The 25,031-nt window shown below is 72.7% G+C and carries 16 protein-coding genes; 5 read left to right on the top strand and 11 right to left on the bottom strand.

What is annotated here, in order from left to right:
• The first annotated feature begins 2 nt into the window (after nucleotides 1–2).
• Genes ACH35V_RS41905 through ACH35V_RS41895 form a run of 3 tightly spaced genes read left to right on the top strand, consistent with a single transcriptional unit; the run spans nucleotide 3 to nucleotide 3,871 of the window.
• A complete protein-coding gene (locus ACH35V_RS41905) occupies nucleotides 3–1,355 on the top strand; it encodes an amidohydrolase family protein (RefSeq protein WP_395980472.1) in 1,353 nt (450 codons plus the stop codon).
• Nucleotides 1,356–1,394: 39 nt separating this feature from the next.
• Nucleotides 1,395–2,363, top strand: coding sequence for an alpha/beta hydrolase (locus tag ACH35V_RS41900; protein ID WP_395980471.1), 969 nt, complete (start codon nucleotides 1,395–1,397; stop codon nucleotides 2,361–2,363).
• Nucleotides 2,360–3,871 carry a CoA-acylating methylmalonate-semialdehyde dehydrogenase gene (locus ACH35V_RS41895; RefSeq protein ID WP_395980470.1) on the top strand — a complete coding sequence of 504 codons (1,512 nt, stop codon included), beginning with the start codon at nucleotides 2,360–2,362 and terminating at the stop codon, nucleotides 3,869–3,871. The genes ACH35V_RS41900 and ACH35V_RS41895 overlap by 4 nt, the downstream gene beginning before the upstream one ends.
• Nucleotides 3,872–3,951: 80 nt before the next feature.
• Here ACH35V_RS41895 and ACH35V_RS41890 read toward each other — a convergent pair whose 3' ends face one another.
• The 4 genes from ACH35V_RS41890 to ACH35V_RS41875 all read right to left on the bottom strand — a co-directional run bounded on the left by ACH35V_RS41890 (nucleotide 3,952) and on the right by ACH35V_RS41875 (nucleotide 8,650).
• Nucleotides 3,952–5,241, bottom strand: coding sequence for a nitrate/nitrite transporter (locus ACH35V_RS41890; RefSeq protein WP_395980469.1), 1,290 nt, complete (start codon nucleotides 5,239–5,241; stop codon nucleotides 3,952–3,954).
• 109 nt (nucleotides 5,242–5,350) lie between these two features.
• Nucleotides 5,351–6,346 (bottom strand): amidohydrolase family protein, encoded by a 996-nt coding sequence (locus tag ACH35V_RS41885; protein WP_395980468.1) that lies wholly within the window; start codon nucleotides 6,344–6,346, stop codon nucleotides 5,351–5,353.
• A 2-nt stretch (nucleotides 6,347–6,348) separates the two neighbouring features.
• Nucleotides 6,349–6,945 carry a hypothetical protein gene (locus ACH35V_RS41880; RefSeq protein WP_395980467.1) on the bottom strand — a complete coding sequence of 199 codons (597 nt, stop codon included), beginning with the start codon at nucleotides 6,943–6,945 and terminating at the stop codon, nucleotides 6,349–6,351.
• A gap of 493 nt (nucleotides 6,946–7,438) precedes the next feature.
• On the bottom strand, nucleotides 7,439–8,650 hold the full coding sequence (locus ACH35V_RS41875) for an FAD-dependent monooxygenase (RefSeq protein ID WP_395980466.1): 1,212 nt from the start codon (nucleotides 8,648–8,650) through the stop codon (nucleotides 7,439–7,441).
• Between the two features lie 172 nt (nucleotides 8,651–8,822).
• Here ACH35V_RS41875 and ACH35V_RS41870 point away from each other — a divergent pair, with 172 nt between their 5' ends.
• Both ACH35V_RS41870 and zwf read left to right on the top strand, forming a co-directional pair.
• Nucleotides 8,823–9,572: an IclR family transcriptional regulator gene (locus ACH35V_RS41870; RefSeq protein ID WP_395980465.1), complete on the top strand. Its 750-nt coding sequence runs from the start codon at nucleotides 8,823–8,825 to the stop codon at nucleotides 9,570–9,572.
• A gap of 201 nt (nucleotides 9,573–9,773) precedes the next feature.
• Nucleotides 9,774–11,144: a glucose-6-phosphate dehydrogenase gene (gene zwf, locus ACH35V_RS41865; protein ID WP_395980464.1), complete on the top strand. Its 1,371-nt coding sequence runs from the start codon at nucleotides 9,774–9,776 to the stop codon at nucleotides 11,142–11,144.
• A gap of 207 nt (nucleotides 11,145–11,351) precedes the next feature.
• On the opposite strand, the gene ACH35V_RS41860 is transcribed toward zwf, so the two are convergent.
• The 7 genes from ACH35V_RS41860 to ACH35V_RS41830 all read right to left on the bottom strand — a co-directional run.
• On the bottom strand, nucleotides 11,352–12,683 hold the full coding sequence (locus ACH35V_RS41860) for a nitroreductase family protein (RefSeq protein WP_395980463.1): 1,332 nt from the start codon (nucleotides 12,681–12,683) through the stop codon (nucleotides 11,352–11,354).
• 7 nt (nucleotides 12,684–12,690) lie between these two features.
• On the bottom strand, nucleotides 12,691–13,701 hold the full coding sequence (gene sbnA / locus ACH35V_RS41855) for a 2,3-diaminopropionate biosynthesis protein SbnA (RefSeq protein WP_395980462.1): 1,011 nt from the start codon (nucleotides 13,699–13,701) through the stop codon (nucleotides 12,691–12,693).
• Entirely contained in the window at nucleotides 13,701–16,784 is a 3,084-nt protein-coding gene (locus tag ACH35V_RS41850; RefSeq protein WP_395980461.1) for an amino acid adenylation domain-containing protein, read from the bottom strand. The genes sbnA and ACH35V_RS41850 overlap by 1 nt, the downstream gene beginning before the upstream one ends.
• Complete coding sequence (locus ACH35V_RS41845; protein ID WP_395980460.1) at nucleotides 16,781–18,370, bottom strand: amino acid adenylation domain-containing protein; 1,590 nt, start codon at nucleotides 18,368–18,370, stop codon at nucleotides 16,781–16,783. Before ACH35V_RS41845 ends, ACH35V_RS41850 begins: the two co-directional genes overlap by 4 nt.
• The gene (locus tag ACH35V_RS41840; RefSeq protein WP_395980459.1) at nucleotides 18,367–22,923 is read right to left on the bottom strand and encodes an amino acid adenylation domain-containing protein; all 4,557 of its coding nucleotides are present in this window, start codon (nucleotides 22,921–22,923) and stop codon (nucleotides 18,367–18,369) included. The genes ACH35V_RS41845 and ACH35V_RS41840 overlap by 4 nt, the downstream gene beginning before the upstream one ends.
• Nucleotides 22,924–22,960: 37 nt before the next feature.
• Entirely contained in the window at nucleotides 22,961–24,337 is a 1,377-nt protein-coding gene (glyA, locus tag ACH35V_RS41835; RefSeq protein ID WP_395980458.1) for a serine hydroxymethyltransferase, read from the bottom strand.
• Nucleotides 24,334–25,031: phosphopantetheine-binding protein (locus ACH35V_RS41830; RefSeq protein ID WP_395980457.1), on the bottom strand; the 698-nt coding region annotated here is incomplete at its 5' end. The genes glyA and ACH35V_RS41830, both read right to left, overlap by 4 nt.

The raw sequence follows: 25,031 nt of genomic DNA, 5'->3' as shown, positions 1-25,031 counted from the left end.
ACATGACCGACCGCGCGCCACGGCGCATTCTCATCGACAACGGCTGGGTCGTCACCGGCGACCCGGCGCTCGGCACGCTCACCGGCTGCGACGTCCTAATCGAGGACGGCCGGATCACCGCCGTCGGGCCGGGCCTGCCCGGCGACGGCGCCGAGGTGATCGACGCCCGCGACATGATCGTCCTTCCCGGGCTCGTCGACGCCCACAAGCACACCTGGCAGTCCGCCGTCCGGCACCGGTGCACCGAGCTCGACCTGCGGACCTACTTCGGAGAGATGTTCGGCAGGCTCGGGCCGCTGTACCGCCCCGAGGACGTGTACGCCGGGAACCTGCTCGGCGCCCTGTCCGCCATCGACGCGGGCACCACCACGCTCATGGACTGGTCGCACGTCCAGAACTCGCCCGAGCACAGCGACCAGGCCATCGCGGCGCTGCGCGACAGCGGAATCCGCGCGATCTTCGGGCACGGCTGGCCGCTGGTCGACCTTCCGGCGTGGATCGCCGGCAGCGACCGGCCGCACACCGACGACGTCCGGCGCATCCGCCGCGAGCTGCTGCCGGACGACGACGCCCTGGTCACGCTGCACCTGGCCGGGCGTGGCCCGGAGCTGTCCACGCTGGAGGCGACCCGCGCCGACCTCGACATGGCGCGTGACCTGGGGATACGCACGTCCATCCACATGGGTTGCGGCCCCGAGTACGGCGCGATGGCCGCGATCGCACAGCTGGGACGCGCCGGGCTGCTCGGCCCGGACCTGAGCTTCGTGCACTGCAGCGAGTCCGCCGACGACGAGTTCGCGATGATCGCCGACCACGGCTCGGCGGTCGTGCTCGCGCCGCAGCACGAGCAGGCCCTTCCCGGCATCGGTCACACCCCGATCGACCGCGTGCGGGCGTTCGGGATCACGGCCGGGCTGAGCACCGACACCGAGACCGCCGGGGCCGCCGACCTGTTCACCCAGATGCGGGCGGGCCTGGCCGCGCACCGCAGCCAGCTCGCCGAGGGACGCACCCGGTTCGCCGCCAAGCTCGACGCGTTCAGCGTCGCCGAGGTCTTCGCGATGGCCACCCAGGGCGGTGCCGACACGCTGGGGCTCGGCGACCGGATCGGCAGCCTCAGCCCCGGGAAGCGCGCCGACGTCGTCCTCGTCCGCGCGACCGACCCCAACCTCTTCCCGGTCACCGACCCGGTGGCCGCGCTGGTCTGCTCCGCGCATCCGGGCAACGTCGACACCGTCCTGGTCGACGGCGTCGTCCGCAAGCGAGCCGGTTCGCTCGTCGGCACCGGAGCGGGCTCCATCGACCGCGCGAGGGAACTCGCGCTGGCCTCCCACCGCCGCCTTCTCGGCGGCTGACATCACGTCCGAACGTCCACCACTCACCGAAAGGTCACCATGACGCTCGACCCCGACATTGCCGGGTTCCTGTCCGCCCTCCGCTCCGCCGGCGCCCCGCCCGGCTTCTCCGGGACGCCCGGCGAGATGCGCGAGCGCATGCGGGCCGCGATCGAGGGGAACTGGGATCCTGCGGAGTTCGCCCCGGTCAAGAGCGTCGACGACGTCGCCGTCGACGGGCTGCGCCTCAAGGTCGTCCGGCCCCTCTCCGACGGGTCGGTTCCCACCGTCGTCTACTTTCACCCCGGCGGCTTCATCATGGGCAGCGCCCACCTGATGCAGGACGTCGCCCGGCGGCTCGCGCACGACCTGGGCGCCTGTGTGGTGTCCGTCGACTACCGGCTCGCCCCCGAGCACCCGTTCCCCGCCGCGGTCGAGGACGCGATGACCGCGTTGCGCTGGGTGGCCGACCACGTCGGCGACCTCGGCGGCGACCCGGCGCGCATCGGCCTCGCCGGGGAGAGCTCGGGCGCCAACCTCGCGGCGGTCACGGCACAACGCGCCCGCGACGCGGGCATCCCCGTGGCCGGCCAGCTGCTGGCCTCGCCGGTGACGAACTTCGCGGCCCGGTACCCGTCCGTCGCCGAGAACGCCGACGGCTACTTCCTGACCCGCGACGACCTCGCCGTCATCCGAAAGCTCTATTTCGGTGACGATGACGCCCGCGCCGCGAACCCGCTCGTCTCGCCCGCCCTGGCGTCCGACCTGACCGGTGTCGCCCCGGCGGTCGTCGGGGTGACCGGGTTCGACCCCCTGCGCGATGACGGGACCGTCTACGCGGCCCGGCTTCTGGAAGCGGGCGTGCCCACCACCCTGCGCGTCTACCCGGGCCTCATCCACCCGTTCTTCGGCATGCCCGGCCTGTCCCCGGCCGCCGACGCCGCCGTGTCCGAGCTGACCGGCCTGCTCGGCGGCCTGCTCGGCGGCGCGCTGGACGGCGCGCCCGCCGCGACGCGGGAGGACGCGTGACCACGGCCGTCAATGACGTGCGCGAGATAGGGCACTGGGTCGACGGCAAGGAGTTCCTCGGCTCCAGCGGGGACACCACGCCCGTGATGAACCCGGCGACAGGACAGGTCACCGGCCGGGTCTCCATGGCGGACGCCGCCGACGCGCGCGTCGCGATCGCCTCGGCGAAGGCCGCCTTCGCGGCCTGGCGGGACCTCTCCCTGACCAGGCGCACCCAGATCGTCTTCCGGTTCCGGGAACTGCTGGACCGGCGCAAGCCGGAGCTGGCGAAGCTGATCACCGCCGAGCACGGCAAGGTGCTCTCCGACGCGCTCGGCGAGATCAGCCGGGGCCAGGAGGTCGTCGAGTTCGCCTGCGGAATGCCGCATCTGCTCAAGGGCGCGATGACGGAGAACGCCTCGACCAGTGTCGATGTCTGCTCGATGCGCCAGCCGCTGGGCCCGGTGGGGATCATCTCGCCGTTCAATTTCCCGGCGATGGTGCCGCTGTGGTTCTTCCCGATCGCGATCGCCGCAGGCAACACCGTCGTGCTCAAGCCCAGCGAGAAGGACCCGTCCGCCGCGCTCTGGCTGGCCGAACTGTGGGCCGAAGCGGGATTGCCCGCGGGCGTGTTCACCGTCCTGCAAGGCGGCAAGACCGCGGTCGACGAACTGCTGACCGACCCTGGGATCAGGGCGGTCTCGTTCGTCGGCTCCACGCCGATCGCCCAGTACGTCTACGCCACCGCGAGCGCCCGCGGAAAGCGCGTGCAGGCGCTCGGGGGCGCCAAGAACCACATGCTGGTCCTTCCCGACGCCGACCTCGACGCTACCGCCGACGCCGCCGTGAACGCCGGTTTCGGGTCCGCCGGCGAACGCTGCATGGCGGTCAGCGTCGTGGTCGCGGTCGGCGACGTCGCCGGCCGGCTCGTCCCCAAAATCGCCGAACGGGCCGCGGCCATCAGGGTCGGCGACGGCACCCGCTCCTGCGACATGGGCCCGCTGGTGACCGCGCAGCACCGCGACAAGGTAGCCGGCTACATCGACTCCGGAGAGAGGGACGGGGCGTCGGTCGTCCTCGACGGTCGTCACGTCCAGCCGGACGGGGCGGCGGGCGGCTTCTGGCTCGGTCCGACGCTGCTCGACCACGTCACCCCCGAGATGACGGTCTACACCGACGAGATCTTCGGGCCGGTGCTGTCGGTGGTCCGGGCCCGCTCCTACGACGAGGCCATGGAACTCATCAACGCCAGCCCCTACGGCAACGGCGCCTGCGTCTTCACCAGAGACGGCGGCGCCGCCCGGCGGTTCCAGAACGAGGTCGAAGCAGGAATGGTCGGCGTCAACGTGCCCGTCCCGGTGCCGATGGCGTACTACAGCTTCGGCGGCTGGAAGAACTCGCTCTTCGGGGACACCCACGCGCACGGCACCGAAGGCGTGCACTTCTTCACCCGCGGCAAGGTGGTCACGAGCCGCTGGCCGGACCCCGCGCGAAGCGGGCTCGACCTCGGCTTCCCCGAGAACAGCTGAACTGATCCCCCTCCCCCTCGGCGGGTCCACCCGGCATCTGTCACACCGGGTGGACCCGCCTTCGTCGGGACAGGGCGCGGTCAGGACAGGGCGGCCTCGCCGCTCGCCTCGCGGGCTTTCCGGGTGGACGTCCTCTTGCCCAGCCGGGGGGCGGTCTCGCGGATCAGCAGCGCCACCACGGCCAGCAGGATCGGCGCCGCGGCGTACAGCAGCAGCGCGCTCTTCAGGCTGTGGGTCGCGTCGGCGAGCGCGCCGCCGAGCTGCGGGCCGAGCGCTCCGCCGAGGGTCTCGCCCACGGCGATCTGCAGGGCGAACGCCGTGGCCATCAGCTCCCTGGGCACCGACTCACCGGGCACCACATAGGTGATCAGCGTGAGCGATCCGCCCGCCATCAGGCCGACGGCCAGCGACGCCAGCAGCAAGGGCACCGAGTGGGCGAACAGGACGAAGAACAGTGGCACGAGCCCGCTGCAGATCGCCGCAGCGAACAGGGCCGGTTTGCGTCCGACGCGGTCCGACACCGCAGGGGCGATGATGCTGCCGAGCGCGATGATGCAGCCGTACACGGTGAGCACGAGCGTCGCGGTGCTCCGGGAGAGTCCCTCCTCGTGCAGGTAGGTGGGCGCGAACGCGCCGAAGCCGATGTTCGTGCCGAGGCAGACGGTCGTGCCGACGAGCGCCAGCAGGACGTTGCGGTTGGCCAGGACGAGACGGAAGTCCCGGGCCTTGACGCGCGGGGCGTCGGCGCCGGCCGTGCGGTTCTCGCGCATGAAGAGCGCCACGAGGAGCGCCACGACGATGCCCGGGACGGCGACGAGCGGGAAGGCGAGCCGCCAGTTCAGCGCCGTGGCGAGCCCGATCATGATGCTCGGCGCCAGCGCGCTGCCGATGAGCAGCGTCCCGGCGATGACGATCCCCATGTTCCGGCCGCGCCGCTCCGGCGACGACGCGCGGGCGACCGCGCCCTGGATCAGGGGCAGCGCGGGGCCCTCGCAGAAGCCGATGACCGCGCGGAGCAGCAGCATGGTCCCGTAGTCCTGCGCCAGGCCGATCAGGCCGACCGCGGTGGAGAACAGCACCAGGCTCGCGACGATCATCCATTTGGCCCGGCCGCCGAGACGGTCGGACACGACCGAGAAGATCAGGCTGGAGATCGCCCATGTCACGGCGGTGATCGAGACCAGCGAGCCGAGCTGGCTGTGGTTCAGATGAAGGTCATCGCCGATCTGCGGGAAGAGGAAGGTGATGCCGAAGCGGTCGAGGAACACGATCCCGGCCGCGAAGAACATGATGAGGACGAGTGTGTTCTGCCGGTTCGCGTCCGCGGCGCCGCCCGGATCAGGGCGACGGAAGAAACTGGTGACGGGCATGGATGACTCCCCATGAGTGGGTTCGGATGGTTCTTGAGCGCGTGAAAAGACACACGGGGGGGCACTCTGGTGGGGAGCTTGAAATACGGCGGCCGCTACCGCCCTGCCCTTATCGGACGAATTCCTCGGAAAGCGGCTCGGCGTCGGCGAGGCACCGCGCCGCTCGCGGGAAAAGATCGAGCGCCCTAGCCCTGACACCGCCTTCCTCCTCAAGTGACAACGCGCCGCATTGGAGGAGGCTTGAGCGGTTCGATTCGGCGGACGGCTCGGTCGTGCAGGGCGCACCCCAGTCGCTGCCGTAGACGATGTGGCCGGCTCCTACCGTCGCCATCGCCGGTAGAAGGGAATGCGTGAAAGCCGTCGCTGCCGTGTCGACGTAAAGGGAGGACGTCTGCTCGTCGATGTCCTGGGTCGTCACTCCCTGCGGGACCCATGATTCGTTTCCCAGCAGCCGGAGCCGCCCGGTCAGCGCGGGGAACGCTCCCCCGCAGTGAGCGATCACGAAGGTGATTTTCGGGTGTCGCGTGAACGTCTTCCTGAAGATCATGTCGAAGACCGTCCGGGCGGTGTCGAAGGCCACTTCGTACAGGGGGGCCGGGTGGTCGAGGGTCGGCGGCAGGCGCGCGTCAGGATGGACGAACACCACCGCTCCCCAGTCGTCGAGCAGCTCCCACAATGGGGTGAGTGAGTCGTCGCCCAAATATGCACCGTTGTATTTCGTCGTCACGGCGAATCCGTCGGCGTCGAGTTCCTGGCGCGCCCGTATGGCCTCGTCCACGGCAGCCGAGGGGTCGTCTGTGGGGAGGGCGGCCAGGAGACCGAACCGCGACGGGTGGTCCGCCACGAGGGACGCCCCGTAGTCGTTCGACGCGCGGAGGCCCGCCAAGCTGCTGGGGATGTTGCTCAGCAACTGCATGGCGGTACCGGACGCGTCCATGTACGCCAAGGTGCGTTCCAGCGACCACTCGTGGGGCTCGGGGAAATAAATGCCCTTGCCGAGCATGGCCTGCCAGACGCGTACGCGTTCTTCCTCGGTGCTCGGCGGCGTGAAGTGGGCGTGGACGTCAACGTATCGACCCGCGAGCCCGCCATTGATCTGCGCCATATCTAGTCCCTGAACAGGCGCAGGCCGTTCTCGATCTCCGAGAGCGGGCTCTGCTCCAGGTAGGGCGCGAGAGCCTTCCGCGCATCGGCCGGTGACAGGAGCGCGGAACGCTCAACCTCGTCCACGCGCCAACTGCCGGTGTCGTCGTAGATGAATTCACCTACGAGCCGTCCGTCGCGGTAGGGCCAGGCGGCGGCGAATCGGTGCGAGATCTGGTAGGTGCCGTCCGGATCGGTGCCCTCGCCGGCGAGCGCTGCGGCATCGCCGCGGACGATCTGGGCGAAGACGGCCTCGATGAAGATCCCGTAATCCGATACGGCGACCTCCTCCTCCAGCGCGCCGAAAACGTTCATTCCGCCGCCGACGATCTCGGCATAGAATTTCCGGACCTCCGCCATGCCATCGCAGACCAGCGTCTTCCCACGTTCGGTGAGCCGATAGACCGGATGGTCGACGATCATCGCCGGGATGAGGATGTCCTCCCAGAATCCGGACACCTCCAGAAGCGCGTGCCTGCGGTAGTTCTTCAGCATGTGCCGATGCTTCGGATCATCGACCACCGCGAGCGCCGCATCGACACCCGCCGTGATGCCCCGCACATCGAAAACTTTCATACCGTCGCTCCTTGAAGGGCCGTTAATTGTCGAGATCCAGCCCGTTTCGTGCAGCTTAGGAGCCGTTTGCTCCCTGCCGCTTCACCTGGTCCGTTGAATGGACGGCGATAATGACTCCGCTTAACTGGCGCCGACCTCTCGCGCGCCGATCAAAAACCGTAAGTCGGATCAGGAGCGACTTCGACGTCCAACAGCAAGGGTGTCTGCCGCTCAGCGAGAGCAGGCACGACCCGGCCCACGTCCCGGCCCACGACCCGAACCCGCGCTCGGCGGCCTCGACGGCCCGCCGCACGTCACACGTCCGGACGGCAGGCGCGCCGAGGCGCGCTTCGTCGGTGGCGGTCATGGAATCTCCTTCAGGTCGGAGGCTGTCGGGTCGGCGGCTTCGGCGGGACGCCGCCGGTGCCCGGCAGTCTCAGGCGGGCGTCCGGCTGATCACAACGCGAACGTCCATTCAACGGACACACCGAGCAGCCGGTCAGCCCGCGGCGGCCTCGGCGGACATCGCCGCATCGGGGTCGTACTCGTAGATCCAGCCGTTGGCGACCAGCGGATCGTTCTCGGTGAACGACGCGTCACGGGCACGCTGTTCGGGCCCGTCGGGAAGGTGATTGATGTCCGACCGCGCGTGGCTCACCGCTTGCAGCCGGGTCGTGCGCGGAAGGCGCAGAGCCTCGTACCGTCGCAGCGCCCGGGCGGGGTCGGCGGGCTCTTCGGCGAGGCAGCGGGACAGGACCGCCGCGTCCTCGAGCGCCTGCGCGGCTCCTTGCGCGAAGAACGGGAACATGGGGTGCGCGGCGTCGCCGAGCAGCGTCACCGGCCCGCGGCTCCACCGCGGAAGCGGCGCGCGGTCCAGCAGCGCCCATCGCCCCGGTGTCCCGGCGGTGCGGATGAGGTCGACGAGCCTCGGGTCCCATCCGTCGAATTCGAGGAGGAACTCCTCGATCGACGCCTCCGCCGTCCACGACTCCACCAGGTCCTCACCCGCCGGGGCGAAGGCCACCAGGTTCACGAACCTTCCCGCGGAGACGGGGTAGTGCACCAGGTGATGATTGGGACCGATCCACAATGTCTGCGCGTGCCGCCGGGCGAACGACGGCGCGCGGTCGCCCGGGACCAGGGCACGGAACGCGCACAGGCCCGAGAAGGCGGCCGGGCGCGGTTCGGCGATGGCGCTTCGCACCACCGAGTGGACGCCGTCCGCCCCGATGACGATGTCCGCCTCGACGACCTCGCCGTCGGCGAACCGCAGCGACGGGCGTTCGCCCTCCAGGACGAGCGCGGTGCAGCGCTTGCCGAGCCGGACCGTCTGCTCCGGCACGGCGCTCCTGATGACGTCCAGCAGTTCGGCGCGGTGCACCGTGTAGGTGTGCTCGCCGTAGAGCCGCTCGCAGTCCGCCGCGAGGTCTTCGGCGGAGAGGACCATCCCGTCCTGCCAGCGGCGGAACTCCCATCCGACGTCCAGCTGGACGGCGCCGCGCAGCAAAGGGTCCATGACGCCGAGCCGGCGCAGGAGCCGGGCGGCGTTGGGGGCCACCACGAGCCCGGCGCCGACCTCCTTCAGCGCCGGCGCCTGCTCGTACACCGTGCTGCGAAGGCCCGCTCGGCCAAGGAAGGCGGCGATCGCGAGGCCGCCGATCCCGCCGCCGAGGATCGCGATCTCCGGTGTCTCGATGTTCGATCCGAGCATCTCAGTCTTCGACCCCGCAGCCGTTCTTCCGCGTCCGGATTGACAGCGCCATGCTGCATGCTCGGCCGGGCGGAAAGCGCGCTGATGGTCATCCTATGAACATCGTCGGCTACGATCGCGGGCGGATGAAAGGGGGCCCGGCATGCCTCGGACCAGCGAGCCCGGCAGGAGCGTGAGCTCACGACTCCTGGAGGTCCTGTTCGCGTTCCAGCCCGATCAGAGCACTCTCAGCCTCGCCGAACTGGTGCGCAAGACGGGCCTGCCGCACGCGACCGTCCGCCGACTCGCCATGGAGCTCACCGACGTCGGCGCGTTGAACCGGCAGCACGACGGCCGCTTCACGATCGGCCTGCGGCTGTGGCAACTCGGCACGCTGGCACCGCTCACCGAGTCGCTGCGCTCCAAGGCCCAGCCCTTCATGGAAGACCTCTACACCGCACTCCACCAGCACGTGCAACTGGCGGTCCTGGAGGGAACCGAGGCCGTCATCATCGAAAGGCTGTCCGCTCCGCAGGCGCAGCACCTCGTCTCCCATGTAGGAGGCCGGCTTCCACTGCACTGCTCGGGCGTCGGAAAGGTGCTCCTCGCCCACGGCGGCGCCGACCAGATCGACAAGGTCCTGTCCGGCAAGTTGCACCGGTATACGCCCCAGACCACCATCGACCCGACCGTCCTCAGAAGCGAGCTCGCCGAATGCCGCCGCACCGGCTACGCGACCGTCCGGAGCGAACTCACCGACGGCGCCGACTCGATCGCCACCCGGATCGTGGACGGTGAAGGCCGCGTCGTGGCGGCGATGTCCGTCGTGGTGCGCAGCGGTTCAGTACATCGCCAGGCGGTGCTTCCGTCGCTGATCGCAGGCGGTCTCGGCGTCTCCCGCATGCTCGGCTGGCGCCCCGGAATCAAGATCCGCGACACGTGAATCCGCGTCCATCACCCACCTTGCGCCACCACCCAAAGAGCCGCCAGACCACGCCGCCGACGGCGAGCGCGGCGCAAAACCTTGCGGGGTCCGCGTGGTCTCGGTTCCTCCGGCCATGACCGAGCGCTATGCGACCCGTGGGACGCTTGTTCTCCGGATGGCCGAGGCGTCAAGCTGTGAGCCGAGGAGAGGGGGCCGGCGATGGAGCGGGCCGACGCGATGGTGCTGTTCGGGATCACCGGGAATCTGGCGTACAAGATGCTGCTGCCGGCGTTGTACCAGCTGACGGCGGACGGGGTGCTGGACCACCCGATCGTGGGGGTCGCCAAGACCGACCTCGACCTGGCCGGGCTGCGAAGTCGGGCCCGTGAGGCCTGCGAGGCCAAGCACGACAAGGTGGACGACGCGGCGTTCGAGAAGTTCGCCGGGAACCTCCGGCTCGTCGCGGGCGACTACACCGACGGCGCCACCTTCGATGCGATCCGCGGCGAGGTCGGCGATGCGGGATTCCTCACTCACTATCTCGCGGTTCCTCCTTCGCTGTTCGCGACGGTCGCCGAGGGCCTGGCCAAGGTCGGCCTGAACAGGAACGCCCGGATGGTCGTCGAAAAGCCGTTCGGCAACGACCTGGAGTCGGCGCGGGCGTTGAACGCCGAGTTGCTGAAGTTCTTCGACGAGGACCATCTCAGGCGCGTCGACCACTTCCTCGGCAAGGAGCCGATCGAGGACCTGCTGATGTTCCGGTTCGAGAACATGCTCCTGGAGCCGATCTGGAACCGTCACTACGTCGACAATGTGCAGATCACGATGGCCGAAGACTTCGACGTAGCCGACCGCGGCTCGTTCTACGACGCCAACGGCACGATCCGCGACGTCGTCCAGAACCACCTTCTGCAGATCCTCGCGCTCCTGGCCATGGACACGCCGCCGTCGACCGACTCACGCGCCTTCATCGACGAGAAGTGGCGGGTGCTGCGCGCCGTCGAGGCCGTCGCGCCCGGCGATGTCGTCCGCGGCCAGTACGACGGCTACCTCGCCACCGAAGGCGTCCGTGAGGGTTCGACCACCGAGACCTACGCTGCGCTGTGCCTGCGCATCAACAACTGGCGCTGGGCCGACGTCCCGTTCTACATCCGCTCCGGTAAAGCACTGGGCACCACCGACCTGGAAGTGGTCGCCCAACTCCGCACCCCGCCCATCAGCTTCTTCGACGGCGCCCCAGAGCCCAATCTGATCCGCTTCCGCATCCAGCCCGATGCCGGGGTCACATTCGACCTGCTCGCCAAGGTCCCCGGGCGCGACAGCACCCGGCGAGTCCCGCTCAGCGTGGACTTCACCAAGGTCCTGGGCCCGATGGAAGCGGCCTACCAGCGCATCCTCACCGACGCGATGACCGGCGACCCCCGCCGCTTCGTCCGCTTCGACCTGGCCGAGGAATCCTGGCGCATCATCCAGCCCGTCCTCGACCTCCCCACCCAGCCCCTCCCCTACGCCAAAGGAACCTGGGGACCCGACGAAGCCACCACCTTCGTTCCCGGCGGCTGGCACGAAATCTCCACCACCTTCGACTGACGCGCACGGACCCGGATATGGGCCCGAGGGCGCCGACAACGACGATGCCGAGAAGCCGCAGACCGCCTCCCTCACCCGTCACGTTGAGCAAGAGCGCGTTCATGCCGTCAGGGTCTCTTACGGTGTTGGGGAGGTCGGCGCTCCAGGCCTTCTGGTCGGTGTCGACCGACAGCGCGTTGGTGCGCGGTCATCGGTGAGTCCGTGATGTCAGCGGGGGACGCCTACGGCGACGGCGGTCAGGCCGTCGGGGGCGTCGGGGGACAGCGCGGCGAGCAGTTCGTCGTCGAACGCGAGCCCGCACGAGCCGAGCCCGCGGCTGCCGGCGGCCAGGTTCACGCGTCCCAGGGCCACGCCCGCGGACAGTTGCAAGGCCCGGTAGGCGCGCTCTCCCCGTTCGCGCAGCCGCGACGCGAGCCGTGTCGTGCACAGGACGACGAAGGCCGCGTCCCCGGCCTGGCGCTGGCCCAGGCAGAGCCGCTGCGCCTGTTCGCGGGTGACCTCCGTCCCCTCGGCGTGGAGATCGCCGTCGCGCCACCGGTAGAGGCCGCCGGGCACGCCGGACACGGCCTGGACGCAGACGCGCAGGTCGGGCAGGAGGTCGCCCGCGTCCCAGCGGAGCGGGAGGGCGGCCGCGTCCAGGACGGCCGCCAGGTCGGCGCGGCCCACCGGAACGTCCGGGCGGAACCCGCGCACGGTGCGGCGGCACGCGATCCAGGGCGCGAGCGCGCCGTCGGCGAAATCGGCCCCGGTGCGCTCCGACCAGGCGGACGCGGCGGACGCCGAGCCCAGGTCCGCCGCCAGATGGGTGGCCGCGACCAGCGGGAACTCGACGGGATGCGGCCCGAGGTCGCCGCTCAGCGGCGCCTCGGGCGGGACGCGCGGGGACGGGTCGCCGAACCCGGCGACGACCAGGGGCAGCTCGTGCGGGGGCTCCGCCCCGACGACCCCGGCGACCGTCCGGTCGGGGAAGGACACCAGGCTGGTCACGGGCAGCCCGAGGGCGGACGCGGCGGCGAGGAACTGGGCGAGGACGGTGCCCGCGTCCCACCACACGTGCCGGTACCCGCGCTCGGCGTACTTCCAGCATGAGCGCCACGGCACGCCGGTGAGGACGACCGCCGTCCCGTCGCACACCTCGCCCGGGGCGACCTGGACGAGGGAATGCTCGTCCGGCCGGTAATGCCAGGCGCCGTCCGGGAGCCCGTCGAGCCCGCGGGCGCACACGTACGCCTCGATGGGATGCCGGTTGCCCGCCGAGGCGGCGGCGCGGTAGGCCGCCGGACGGCCGGGAAGCGCGCGCGTCCCGAGCGCGGAGCGCAGCAGCCCGGCCAGCGCCGGCAGGCCGGGCTCCCCGTCCGGGCCCGCGGGGAGGGCGACCCGCGCGGCGTCCGGGCCGTAGGTCTTGAACCTGCGCGGACGGTGCTCGGGCCAGCCGGGGAGGAAGTCCTGCCGCACCCGCGGGTCGGGGTTCGGGACGAGCGGATGCCGTGCCGGCGAGTGCGAGGTCAGCTCGTGGAAGACCGCGGCCGCGCTGTCCACCGCCGCCTCACCCATGCGACGGGCCGGGGAACAGGCCGGCCGCGACGTCCTCGCCCAGTTCCTCGGCCACCCACCGCGGCGAGAAGACGGTGTCGAGGTAGCGCTCACCGCGGTCGGACAGGATCGCCAGGCAGCGCGCACCCGCCGGGATCCGGTCCCGGTAGGCGTCGACGGCGCCGAGCACGGCGCCGGACGACGCGCCCGCGAGGATCCCCTCGGTCCGGACGAGCCGGTGGCAGTAGCGCACGCAGTCGACGTCGGTCATATGGACGACGTCGGCGGCCAGATCGCCGGAGTACAGCGCGGGCCGCACCTCGGCGCCGTGCCCGGGCAGCAGCCGCCGGCCCGGCGCGCCCCCGAAGATGACGCTGCCGACCGCGTCGACCGCGACCACCTCGGTGTGCGCGCCGGCGTCCCTGAGGTACTCGGCGCAGCCGCGCAGCAGCCCGCACGTGCCGACCGGGACGAAGAGACGGTCGATCGGCCCCATCGACGCGATCGCCTCGTGCAGCGTCTCCCGGTAGCCGACGGTGATGTCGTGGTTGGCGTACTGGTTGATCCAGTACGAGTTCTCGATCTCCCGGTTCAGCTCGGCCACCCGGCGCAGCCGTGCGGCCAGCAGCCCGCCGGAGGCCGGGTCGACGATCTCGATCCGCGCCCCGTAGGCGCGCAGGATCGCGACGTTCCGCTCGGTGGCGCGGCGGTCCAGCACGCAGACGAGCGGGATCTTCAGGTAGCCGCACGCCTGCGCGAGACCGATCGCCATGTTCCCGGAGCTGGATTCGAGGACGACGGTGTCGCGGGTGACGTCGCCGCGGCGGATCGCGGCGCGCAGCGCGCCGACCGCCGCGCGGTCCTTCATGCTGCCCCCGGGATTGGCCCCCTCCAGCTTCGCGAACAGCGAGAACTCCGCGCCGGGGAACAGCTGCCGGAGCCGGACCAGGGGCGTGCGCCCGACGGCCGCGACGACGCCCTCGTCGCAGAGCCGGTCGAGCGACGGCAGTTCGGCCGTCTCCATCAGTTCCCCCTCGCGGTGGAGTCCCCGGACTGGTCGAGCGCGTCCGCCAGGGCGGCGGCGATCGTCCGCGCGGTCTCCCGCTCGAAGAGGCCGGCGTCGTACTCGACGTAGCCGCGCAGCCCGGCCGGGGTTCCGTCGGCGGCGACGCGTTCGCGCAGGTAGACGGTCAGGTCGAACTTGGCGGTCCGCTGGTGCACGTCGTGGACGCGGGCGTCGCCGCGGCCCAGCAGGCTCGGGTGCTCGGGCTCCTGGCCGTCCAGGACGAGCATCACGCGGAAGAACGGGTGCCGCGCGGCCCGGTCGGGACGCAGCCGGGACACCACCAGCTCGAACGGGACGTCCTGGTGCCCGAAGGCGTCGAGGTCGGCCCGCCGGACGCGGTCGAGCAGCGCGCCGAAGTCCGGCCGTCCCGAGGTGTCGACGCGCAGCACGAGCGGGTTGACGAAGTAGCCGACGACGCCGTGCAGGGCCTCGTCGGAGCGTCCGGCGGTGACGGTGCCGATCGCGAGGTCGGTGCCCGCGCCGAGGCGCGTCAGCGTGCGGGCCAGTCCGGCGTGCAGGGCCATGAAGAGCGTGGCGCGGTGGGCGGCGGCGCGGGCGAGCAGCGCGCGGTGCGCGTCCGCGCCGAGGTCCAGCGGGACGATGCCGCCGGACCCGGCTTCGGTCCGCCGGTGGTCGGCCGGGAGGGGATGCTCGGCGGGGAGGCCGTGCAGGGCGTCCCGCCAGTACGCCATGTGCGGCTCGGCGGCGTCGTCCCAGAGGGTCCGCTGCCAGGCCGCGTAGTCGCGGTAGGTGACCGGGAGAGGCGCGAACTCCGGCTCGCCTCCGTCGAGTCGGGCGAGGTAGGCGGTGGTCAGGTCGCGTTCCAGGACGCGGATCGACCAGCCGTCGCACGCGATGTGGTGCACGACCAGCAGCAGCACATGGCGGGTCGGGGTGGCGAGCAGCGTCGCCCGGACGGGGATGTCCGCGGCGAGGTCGAAGCCCTCCGCCGCCCGCCGCTCGATCTCCGCGTCGAGCGCGTCCTCGGGGACGGCGGCCGTGCGGAACGCGGAGGCGGCGCGGTCCCAGCCGGCGACGCGCTGGGCCGGCTCGCCGTCGGCGCCCGCGTAGACGGTGCGGAGCGCGTCATGCCGGGCGAGGACGTCGGTGAACGCGAGCCGCAGCGCCGCCGCGTCGACCCGTCCCGCGAATCGGTAGGCGCGGGCCAGCAGGTAGGCGGGGTCGCCGTGGTTCAGCAGGTCGAGGAACCACAGGCTGCGCTGCCCGTAGGACAGCGGCGTCGGGGCGTCGAGCGGAGCTCGCCCGGTGAACGGCGGTGGGTGGGGGCTGGAGGAGGGTCCTGCGTGCCGCGCGGGGGTGAGGTCACGGCGCGCGGCCGTCTCCATGGTGCGGGCGAGATCGGCGAAAGTGGGGGCGGCGAACACGGCGGACAGCGCCGGCGCGGCCCCGAGCCTGCGGCGCAGCGCGGCGGCGAGCCGGGCGGCGGCGAGCGAGTGCCCGCCGAGGTCGAGGAAGTTGTCGCCCGGGTCCACGCGATCGACGCCGAGGATCTGCGCGGCGACCGCGCACAGCACCTCCTCGGGAGGCGCGTCCGGGGGCGGCTGCGCGGCGGCCGGCCGCGGACGTGCCGCCAGCGCCGAGCGGTCGATCTTGCCGTTGCGCGTCATCGGCATGCGGTCGTGGCGGACGAACCGTCCCGGCGCCATGTACGCCGGGAGCAGCCGCGCGGCGTGCGCGCGCAGCTCGCGGACATCGGCGGTCGCCGGCGTGACGTGGGCGACGAGGATGCCGCCGTCGAGCACGACGGCGGCCTGCCGCACCCGCGGATGCCGGGTCAGCGCGGCCTCGACCTCGCCCGGCTCGACGCGGTGCCCGCGCACCTTCACCTGGTCGTCGGCCCGGCCGGCGTACTCCAGCGCGCCGTCGTCGCGCCGGCGCGCGAGGTCGCCCGTCCGGTACATGCGGCTGCCCGGGGGCCCGTACGGGTTCGGGAGGAAGCGTTCCGCGGTCAGGCCGGGACGGCCGACGTATCCGCGGGCGAGACCCGTCCCGGAGAGGTAGATCTCGCCCCGGCGGCCGTCCGGGACGGGCGCCTGGTCCGGGTCCAGCAGGTGTGCCCGGGTGCCCTCGATCGGGGCCCCGATGGGCGGGACGCCCGCGCCGGTCAGCGGCGCGCTGATCGTCGCGCAGACCGTCGACTCGGTCGGGCCGTAGGCGTTCAGCATCCGCCGTCCGGGCGCCCAGCGCGCGGCGAGCGCGGGCGGGCACGCCTCACCGGCGACGGTGAGCGTGAGCGGCAGCGTCGCGGGGTCGGCGTCCAGCGTCGCCAGGATCGACGGGACGAGCGCGGCCTGCGTGATCCGCCGGTCGGCGAGGAACCGCGCGAGCGGCGCGCCCGCCCGCTCCACCGACGGCGGGGCCGGGACGAGCGTCGCGCCGGTCAGCAGGGCCGAGCACACCTCCCACACCATGGCGTCGAAGGCGGGCGAGTAGATCTGGAGCACCCGGTCGCCGGGGCCGCAGCCGGAGACGATCAGCGCGGCGCGGAGCGCGGCGAGGCCCTCGTGGGTGACGGCCACGCCCTTCGGCCGGCCGGTCGAGCCGGACGTGTAGACGACGTAGGCCGTGTTCGAGGGATGCGGACGCGCGCCGTGTCCGCCGGCCGCCTCGTCGCCGGGCTCGTCGAGCAGGAGCGGCGGGACGCCGTCCAGGCAGGCGCGTCCCCGGGCGGCGACCGTCGTGACCGCCAGGGCGGCCCGCGCGTCCTGGAGCATGGCGCGCAGCCGGTCGTCCGGATGGGCGGGGTCCAGGGGGAGGAAGGCCGCGCCCGCCTTCGCGACGGCGAGCAGGGCGGTCACGACGTCGGCGGGGGTAGGCAGGAGCAGGGCGACGACGTCCTCGGGCCCGACGCCGAGGCGGCGGAGTCGGCGGGCGAGCCGGGCGGCCTCGGCGTCCAGCTCGCGGTAGGACAGGATCGTCCCCTCGTAGTCGAGCGCGGGCAGGCCGGGCGTCCGCCGGACCTGCCGCTCGAACAGCTCGGACAGGACGGCGGGCGGCGGCGCGGCCGGGCGGGGCGTCATCGCGGCAGCCCCGCGAGCTCGTCCCGGCGCGCGGGAGCGGCGTCCGGGAGCCGCGCGTCGTCGGTCTTGCCGTTCGGCGTGAGCGGCAGCGACTCCAGCCAGACCAGGACCGACGGCATCATGTGCCGCGGCAGCCGCCTGCGCAGCGCGGACACGACCTCGGCGGCCGGCGGCGGATCCCCGCCGCCCCGCCATTCGGCGTACGCGGTCACGGACGTCCGCGCCCGGCCGGCGCTCGCGAGCACGGTCGCCGCGCCGACGCCGGGCACCGCGCGCAGCGCGGCGACGATCTCGTCCAGCTCCACCCGATGCCCGTTGATCTTGACCTGCCGGTCGAGCCGGCCCTGGAACACCAGGTCGCCGCGGTCGTCGCGGCGGACGAGGTCCCCGGTCCGGTACATGCGCTCGCCGGAGCCGTGGAAGGGGTCGGGCACGAACCGCGCCGCGGTCTGCGCGGGCGCGTCCAGGTAGCCGCGGGCGAGGCAGTCGCCCGCGATGACCAGCTCGCCCACGGCGCCGGGCGGCACCGGCCGGAGCGGATCGTCCGGCTCCACGACGTACAGCCGGACGCCCGGGATGGGCCCGCCGATCGGGACGGGGCCGTCCGGCAGGTCGGCGACGTCCGACGCGTAGACGCAGCAGCCGACGGTCGCCTCGGTCGGCCCGTACTCGTTGACCAGGACGGTCCCGGGCGCGAGCCGCCTCCAGCGGGCGGCCATCCGGCCGTGCAGCTGCTCGCCGCCGACGACGAGGCGGCGGGTGACGGCGGGCAGCGCGTCCGCGGGGATCAGGAAGTCGAGCACCTCCAGGTGCGCCGGGGTGATCTTGACCAGGCTGTATCCGCCTCCGGTGAGCGTCCGGCCGAGCTCTTCGAGCGGGATGGCCGCGCCGTCGGCGGCGAGCGTGACGGTGCGTCCGGCGGCGAGCGGCCCGAACAGGGACGTGACGGTCAGGTCGAAGGTGAGCGGCGAATGCACGGGCGCGCCGGAGCCCGAGCCCAGGTCGTACCCGTCGGCGCACCAGGCGAGGTAGTTCGACAGGCTGCGATGCTCGATCACGACGCCCTTGGGACGTCCCGTCGACCCGGACGTGTACAGCACGTACGCGGCCGTCCGCGGGTCGATGCCCGGCAGCCGCACCCGCTCGGCGGCGGCCCCGGCGGCCTCGGTGCCCTCGGCGGCCTCGGCGGCCTCGCGGAGCGGGACGACCGATCCGGCGAACCCCTCCGGCGGGCGGGCCGGGTCCGCGAGGCACAGGGCCGCGCCGCTGCCCGCGACGATCGCGGCGAGCCGGTCGGGCGGCTGGTCGCGGTCGACCGGCACGTACGCCCCGCCCGCGCGGGCGACGCCGAGCAGCGCGGCGACCAGGTGCGGCGACCGGGGCGCGGCGACGAGCACGCGGTCCTCGGGACGCAGGCCGCGGCGCAGCAGCGCGGCGGCGATCCGGTCGGCGGTCTCCAGCAGGCGGCGGTACGTCCAGGACGTCGCGCCCTGCCGGATCGCGGTCGCCGCGCCGTGCGCCGCCGCCCGCTCGGCGATCAGGTCGGGCAGCGGCGGGACGCGCTCCGGCGCCGGGACGGTCGTCATCGCGGCCGCACCGCCGCCGGGAGTGCCGCGGGTGCGGGCAGATCGGAGAGCCGGGCCCCGGGGTCGCGGGCGACGGCGCGGCAGACCGCCGCGAAGTCGTCCGCGAAGGACTGGACGGCCGCCTCGTCGAACGCGTCGCGCTGGTACAGGAACCGGCCGTGCAGGCCGTCCGTCCCGGCGAACAGCTCCAGCTCCAGCATCACCCCGGCCTCGGGTTCGCGGCGCTCGCCGTACGTGACGGCGGCGTCGAGGCCCGGCCAGCGCGGGCGCGCCCCGGAATGGCCGTCCCGGTGCAGGCTGAAGTACGCCGAGCCCATCGCCGCCTCGACGCCAGGGACGTCGCGGAGCAGCAGCGTGCCGGGGACGTCCTGGTGGGCGTGCGCGGCGAGGACCGCGTCCCTGGTCCGGCGCAGCACGTCGCGGACGGGCGGGTCGCCGCTCAGGTCCGTCCGCACCGGCAGGATGTTGATCAGGAAGCCGAGCAGCCCGGCGGTGCCGGGCAGGTCGCGGCGGGCGAACGGGGCGCCGACCACGATGTCCGCGGTCCCGGCCTGCCGGGCCAGCATGATGGTGAAGCAGGACAGCAGCGTCATGAACAGCGTGGCGCCCTCCTTGCGCGCGACCTCCTCCAGGGCCGCGTGGACGTCCGGCTCGACGCCCAGCGGATGCCGCACCCCGTACCGGCTCCGCGTGCCGCGCGCGGGCAGCGCGAGAGATGTGGGCGCGCCGTCCATGCGGGTGCGCCAGAACGCGAGGTGCTCGTCGAACGAGCCGTTCCGGATCGCCTCCCGCTCCCACACCGCGATGTCGGCGAACTGGAGGGGCGGCGGCGGCAGCGGTGACGGTTCCTCTTCACGCCGCGCCGTGTAGGCCGTCCGCAGCTCGTCGAGGAAGACCGACACCGACCAGCCGTCGGCGATCGAGTGGTGGAACGTCGCGAGCAGCACGTGGTCGGTCGCGGCGACGCGGAGCAGCCGCAGCCGGGCCAGGGGACCGCCGATCAGGTCGAAGGGACGTTCCGCCTCGCGCGTCGTCACGTCGCGCAGGTCGGCTTCGGGGACGTCCTCGACCGGCAGGTCGACGTCCGCGTGCTCGGCGATCGACTGGACGACCTCGCCGCCGTCCAGGACGAACGTCGTCCGCAGCGGCTCATGCCGCTGGACCAGCTCCGCCACGGCGGCGCGCAGCGCCGGGACGTCGAGATCGCCGCGCAGACTCAGGATCACCGGGATGGAGTAGGCGACGGTGTGCTCCGCCAATTCCCGCTGGAGGTCGGGGGCGTGCCTCGGGTCGGGCTTCACGTAGCGGCCGACCATGAGCTCCTGCGCGGTGGTCAGGGGCAGCGGGACGCCGCGAGCGGCGGGCGCCGGGGGCGGCGTGCCCCCTGCGGCGGGGGCGGCCTGCTCGATGTGGCGGGCGAGTGCGGCGACCGTCCGGTTCTCGAACACCGCCCGGACACCCAGCACCACACCGAACACCTCACGCAACCGCGCGACCAGACGCGTCGCCGCCAGCGAATGACCACCCACATCAAAGAAATCAGCCAACACCGACACCGACGCCAACCCCAGAACATCACACCACAACGCCGCCACAACCTCCTCCACCGCCGACCGCGGCGCAGTAATCTCCGAGACCTCGGCAGCAGAAATCTCCGGCAGACGCGCCCGATCCACCTTCCCATTCGGCGTCAACGGCAACGCCTCCACCCGCCAGAACACCGACGGAACCATGTAATCCGGCAACACCTCCCGCACCGAATCACGCACCGAATCAACGTCGGCATCACCCACCAGATGGCACACCAGACGACCCGCACCCGAGCCGTCCACCTGCACCGACACCGCACAATCCACCACCCCGCCCACAGCACGCACCGCCGACTCCACCTCACCCAACTCCACCCGGAAACCCCGCACCTTCACCTGAAAATCAGACCGCCCCACCAACTCCAGCAACCCATCACCACGCCACCGCGCCAAATCACCCGTCCGATACAAACGACCCCCACCACCACCGAACACATCCGGCACAAAACGCTCCGCCGTCAAACCCCCACGCCCCACATAACCCCGCGCCAAACCCACACCACCCAACAACAACTCCCCCACCACACCCACCGGAACCAACCCACCGAAACCATCCACCACAAACGCCGACTGGCCATTCATCGGACGCCCGATGGTCACCGGCTCGCCCGGCCCGACGCGGGACACCGTCGACCACACGGTCGTCTCGGTCGGCCCGTAGACGTTCCACAGCTCGCCGCCCGAGCCGAGCAGCCGGTCGGCGAGGTCGCGGGGCAGCGCCTCGCCGCCCGCCCACATGCGCAGCCCGGGGCGTCCCGGCCAGCCGGAGTCGAGCAGCATCCGCCACGTCGACGGCGTCGCCTGGACGGTGCTCACCGCGTGCCGCTCGATCGCCTTCGCGATCGCGTCCGGATCGGCGGCCTCCGCGCGCGGCAGCATCACCACGGTCGCGCCCGCCCACAGCGGCAGGAAGATCTCGACGAGGGAGATGTCGAAGGAGATCGGGGTGATCGCCAGGATCCGGTCGCCGGACGCCAGGCCGGGCGTGCCGAGCATGCCGGTGAGCAGGTTCGCCGCCGCCGCGTGCCGGACGGCGACGCCCTTCGGCCGCCCGGTCGACCCCGATGTGTAGATCACGTACGCGAGGCGCTCCGGGTGAACGTCCGCCCAGTCATGCTCCCCCGGCCCCCCGGGTTCTCCAGGCTCGTCCGGCCGGACGACGGTCGCGCCGGGACCCCAGCGCTCGTCCCACACTCCGGGCTCGCCCACGACGAACCGCAGGCCGGTGTCGTCCACCATCAGCCGGAGCCGGTCCGCCGGGTACGCGGGGTCGAGCGGCACGTAGGCGCCCCCGGCGGCGAGGACGCCCAGCAGCGCCACGACCAGGTCCGGCGAACGGGAGACGCACACGCCCACCGGCTCCTCGGGACGGACGCCCCGGGCGCGCAGCGCCGCCGCCAGCCGGGACACCCGCGCCGCCAGCTCGCCGTAGGTCACCGCGACGTCGCCGCACTCGACCGCGATCCGGCCGGGGGCCGAACGGGCGCGCTCGCGCACCGGCCCGTGGACGCTCCCGCCGGCGCCCTCGCCGCCGTCCGACCATTCCCTCAGCCGGGCCAGGCCCGCGCCGCGCACCAGCGGCGGCTCCGACAGCCGCGCCTCGGCGGGCGCGTCGGCGAGACCTTCGAGGACCGACTCGAAGCACTCGGCGATCCGCTCCGCGGACTCCTCGTCGAACAGGTCGCGGGAGTAGGTCCAGGCCAGCAAGAGGCCGTCGGCGCCGGAGTCCGGATAGGCGTAGAGCGAGACGTCCATCTCCGAGCGGAGCGTGTGGGCGGGCAGGCTGCGCGCCTCCACACCGGCGATCTCGAACGCGCCCTCCGGCTCGTTCTCCAGCGCGAACATCACCTGGAACAGCACGGACCGGCTGAGATCGCGGTCCGGCCGCAGGTCGGCGACGAGCCGCTCGAACGGGACGCCCTGGTTCGCGTGCGCGTCGAACACCACGTCCCGGACGCGGCGCAGCGCCTCGCCGACGGTCGGGTCCCCGGACAGGTCGGCGCGCAGCGCGAGCGTGTTGACGAAGGAGCCGACCATGTCCTCCAGCTCGGGCCTGGTCCGTCCGGCGAACGGCGAGCCGACGACGATGTCGTCCTGGCCGCTCATCCTGGCCAGGGTCGTCTGGAGCGCGGTGAGCAGGCCGACGTACAGGGTCACGCCCTCGCGGCGGCACAGCTCCGCGACCTTGCGGCCGAGCCCGGGCGCGATCCGCCGGTAGAGCCGCCCGGCGCGGTAGGTGCGCACGGCGGGGCGCGGCCGGTCGGACGGCAGGTCCAGCACGTTCGGGGCCCCGGCCAGCTGCCGGTGCCAGTACTCCGCCTGCGCGCGGCCCTCGGCGCCGTCCATGAACGCGCGCTGCCAGCGGGCGAAGTCGGCGTACTGGAGCGCGGGCGGCTCCGCCGGCCCGTCCTCTCCGGCGGCGAACGCGGAGTAGAACGCGGCGAGGTCGCGCAGGACGATGCCGATCGACCAGCCGTCCATCGCGGCGTGATGGAACGTCAGCAGCAGGACGTGCTCGGCGTCGCCCGCGCGCAGCGCCCGCGCCCGCACGAACGGCGGCCGGCCCAGATCGAAGGGGCGGGACGCCTCCGCCGCGATCAGGTCGGCCCGCGCCGCGGGGTCGCCGTCGACGTCCGCCACCTCGATCGGCACGGGCGCCGCGTCGTGGACCTTCGTGACCAGGCCGCCGCCGTCCTCGACGATCGCCGACCGCAGGACGCGGTGCCGTGCCACGACCGCGGTCAGCGCGCGTTCCATCAGCCCGAGGTCGAGCCGTCCGCGGAGGTGGACGGCCAGCGGGATGTTGTAGACGGGGCTTCCCGCGTGGAACTGCTGCAGGAACCACATGCGCTCCTGGAAGTACGACGGGACGCCGGGGCCGGCCGCCGGGGCGATCCGCCGGGAACCGGCGTCCGACCGCCGCCGGATGGCCTCCATCAGGCGGCGCTGGCGTTCCGCGGGCATCTCCCCGCCTCCTTCTCGATCGGGTGCGGTGCGCATGTCAGGTGAGGTCTCCGCCCGGCCCGGGGAAGCGTTCGCGTATCTCCGCGACCTCCCGCCGGACGCGCCTGGCGAGCGGCTCGGGCACCTGCCCGCCCGCGGCCACGGCCGCGCCGAGCACGTCGTCGACGAGCCTGGCGCAGGTCCGGGCCTCGCCGGGCCCCATGCCGAGGAAGCCGAGCGCGTTGGCGCCGAGCCGCAGCCCGCTGCCGAGCCGCGGCGGGCGCGGGTCGCGCGGCACGAGGTTGCGGTTCGCGATGATCCCGCAGCGTTCCAGGGCGTCCTGCGCGGCGAGCCCGGAGATGCCGTGCGTGGTCAGGTCGACGAGGACCATGTGGTTGTCGGTCCCGCCGGTCACCAGCCGGTGGCCGCCGCCGGCCAGCTCGTCCGCGAGCGCGCGGGCGTCGTCGACGATGCCGCGCGCGACGCCGCGGAACCAGTCGGTCGTGACGAGGTCGAGGGCGCGGGCCTTCGCGGCGATCGCGCCCAGCGAGGGCGTGCCCTGCAGGAACGGGAAGACGGCGGAGCGCAGGTGGCGGGCCAGCGGGACGCCGCCGCGAACCTCCAGGTCGGCGTCCCGGCCGAGCAGGATCAGGCCGCCGCGCGGGCCGCCGAGCTGCTTGTACGTCGAGGTGGTCGTCACGTGGGCGACGTCGATCGGGCTGGGGTGGTGCCCGGTCGCGACGAGGCCGGAGATGTGCGAGATGTCCGCCAGCAGCAGCGCGCCGACCTCGTCCGCGATCGCGCGGAACGCGGTGAAGTCGATGCGGCGCGGGTAGGAGCTGGCCCCGGTGACGATCAGCCGGGGACGCCTCTCGCGGGCGATGCGGCGGATCTCATCGTGGTCGAGCAGCCCGTCCGGGCCGACCCCGTAGGTGACGACGTCGAGGTAGCGGCCGGGCAGCGAGAACGGCGCACCGTGGGAGAGGTGACCGCCCGCGTCCAGCCGCAGGCTCAGCACGGTGTCGCCCGGCTTGAGCAGGCTCATCACCACGCTGTGGTTCGCGGAGCTGCCGCAGTGCGGCTGCACGTACGCGGCGGTCGCGCCGAACGCGTGGCGGGCGCGGGCCTCGGCGAGCCGCTCGATCTCGTCGGCGATCTCGGCTCCGGCGTGGTAGCGGGCGCCGGGCGCGCCCTCGGTGGTGAGGTTGTCCGTCCACAGGCCCTGGGCCGCGAAGACCGACGGATGCGCCACGCTCGCGGACGCGACGAGCGACAGCGTGGCCCGCTGGCGGTCGCCTTCGGTGACGAGCAGGTCGCCGAGGACGGGGTCGGCCGCGCCGATCAGCTCCACGGCCGCCCTGGTGTAGGCGCCGGCGTCCTCCCGGACGGCGGCGTCCTCCCGGACGGCGGCGCGGGTGCTCGCGGTGCCGGTCATGCCCGGGCCTCGTCCAGCAGCATCCGCGCGACGCCGGAGACGTCGGCCGACATCCCGTCGTCGCTCGTCTCGATGTGGCGGGCGAGTGCGGCGACCGTCCGGTTCTCGAACACCGCCCGGACACCCAGCACCACACCGAACACCTCACGCAACCGCGCGACCAGACGCGTCGCCGCCAGCGAATGACCACCCACATCAAAGAAATCAGCCAACACCGACACCGACGCCAACCCCAGAACATCACACCACAACGCCGCCACAACCTCCTCCACCGCCGACCGCGGCACCACCACCTCACCGACATCACCGATATCGCCAGCAGAAACCTCCGGCAGACGCGCCCGATCCACCTTCCCATTCGGCGTCAACGGCAACGCCTCCACCCGCCAGAACACCGACGGAACCATGTAATCCGGCAACACCTCCCGCACCGAACCACGCACCGAATCAACATCGGCCTCACCCACCAGGCAACACACCAGACGACCCGCACCCGAACCGTCCACCACCACCGACACCACACAATCCACCACCCCGCCCACACCACGCACCACCGACTCCACCTCCCCCAACTCCACCCGGAAACCCCGCACCTTCACCTGAAAATCAGACCGCCCCACCAACTCCAGCAACCCATCACCACGCCACCGCGCCAAATCACCCGTCCGATACAAACGACCCCCACCACCACCGA

It is taken from the genome of Actinomadura sp. 1N219 (assembly GCF_044326405.1).
GTDB lineage: Bacteria > Actinomycetota > Actinomycetes > Streptosporangiales > Streptosporangiaceae > Spirillospora.
This window is presented reverse-complemented; position numbering and strand designations above follow the sequence as displayed.

Excerpts from the sequence above, each read along its gene's own strand:
- ACH35V_RS41905 (WP_395980472.1), top strand. The coding sequence starts at position 3 with ATGACCGACCGCGCGCCACGGCGCATTCTCATCGACAACGGCTGGGTC.
- ACH35V_RS41900 (WP_395980471.1), top strand. The coding sequence starts at position 1,395 with ATGACGCTCGACCCCGACATTGCCGGGTTCCTGTCCGCCCTCCGCTCC.
- ACH35V_RS41890 (WP_395980469.1), bottom strand. The coding sequence starts at position 5,241 with ATGCCCGTCACCAGTTTCTTCCGTCGCCCTGATCCGGGCGGCGCCGCG.
- ACH35V_RS41885 (WP_395980468.1), bottom strand. The coding sequence starts at position 6,346 with ATGGCGCAGATCAATGGCGGGCTCGCGGGTCGATACGTTGACGTCCAC.
- ACH35V_RS41875 (WP_395980466.1), bottom strand. The coding sequence starts at position 8,650 with ATGCTCGGATCGAACATCGAGACACCGGAGATCGCGATCCTCGGCGGC.
- zwf (WP_395980464.1), top strand. The coding sequence starts at position 9,774 with ATGGAGCGGGCCGACGCGATGGTGCTGTTCGGGATCACCGGGAATCTG.
- sbnA (WP_395980462.1), bottom strand. The coding sequence starts at position 13,701 with ATGGAGACGGCCGAACTGCCGTCGCTCGACCGGCTCTGCGACGAGGGC.
- ACH35V_RS41850 (WP_395980461.1), bottom strand. The coding sequence starts at position 16,784 with ATGACGCCCCGCCCGGCCGCGCCGCCGCCCGCCGTCCTGTCCGAGCTG.
- ACH35V_RS41845 (WP_395980460.1), bottom strand. The coding sequence starts at position 18,370 with ATGACGACCGTCCCGGCGCCGGAGCGCGTCCCGCCGCTGCCCGACCTG.
- ACH35V_RS41840 (WP_395980459.1), bottom strand. The coding sequence starts at position 22,923 with ATGCCCGCGGAACGCCAGCGCCGCCTGATGGAGGCCATCCGGCGGCGG.
- glyA (WP_395980458.1), bottom strand. The coding sequence starts at position 24,337 with ATGACCGGCACCGCGAGCACCCGCGCCGCCGTCCGGGAGGACGCCGCC.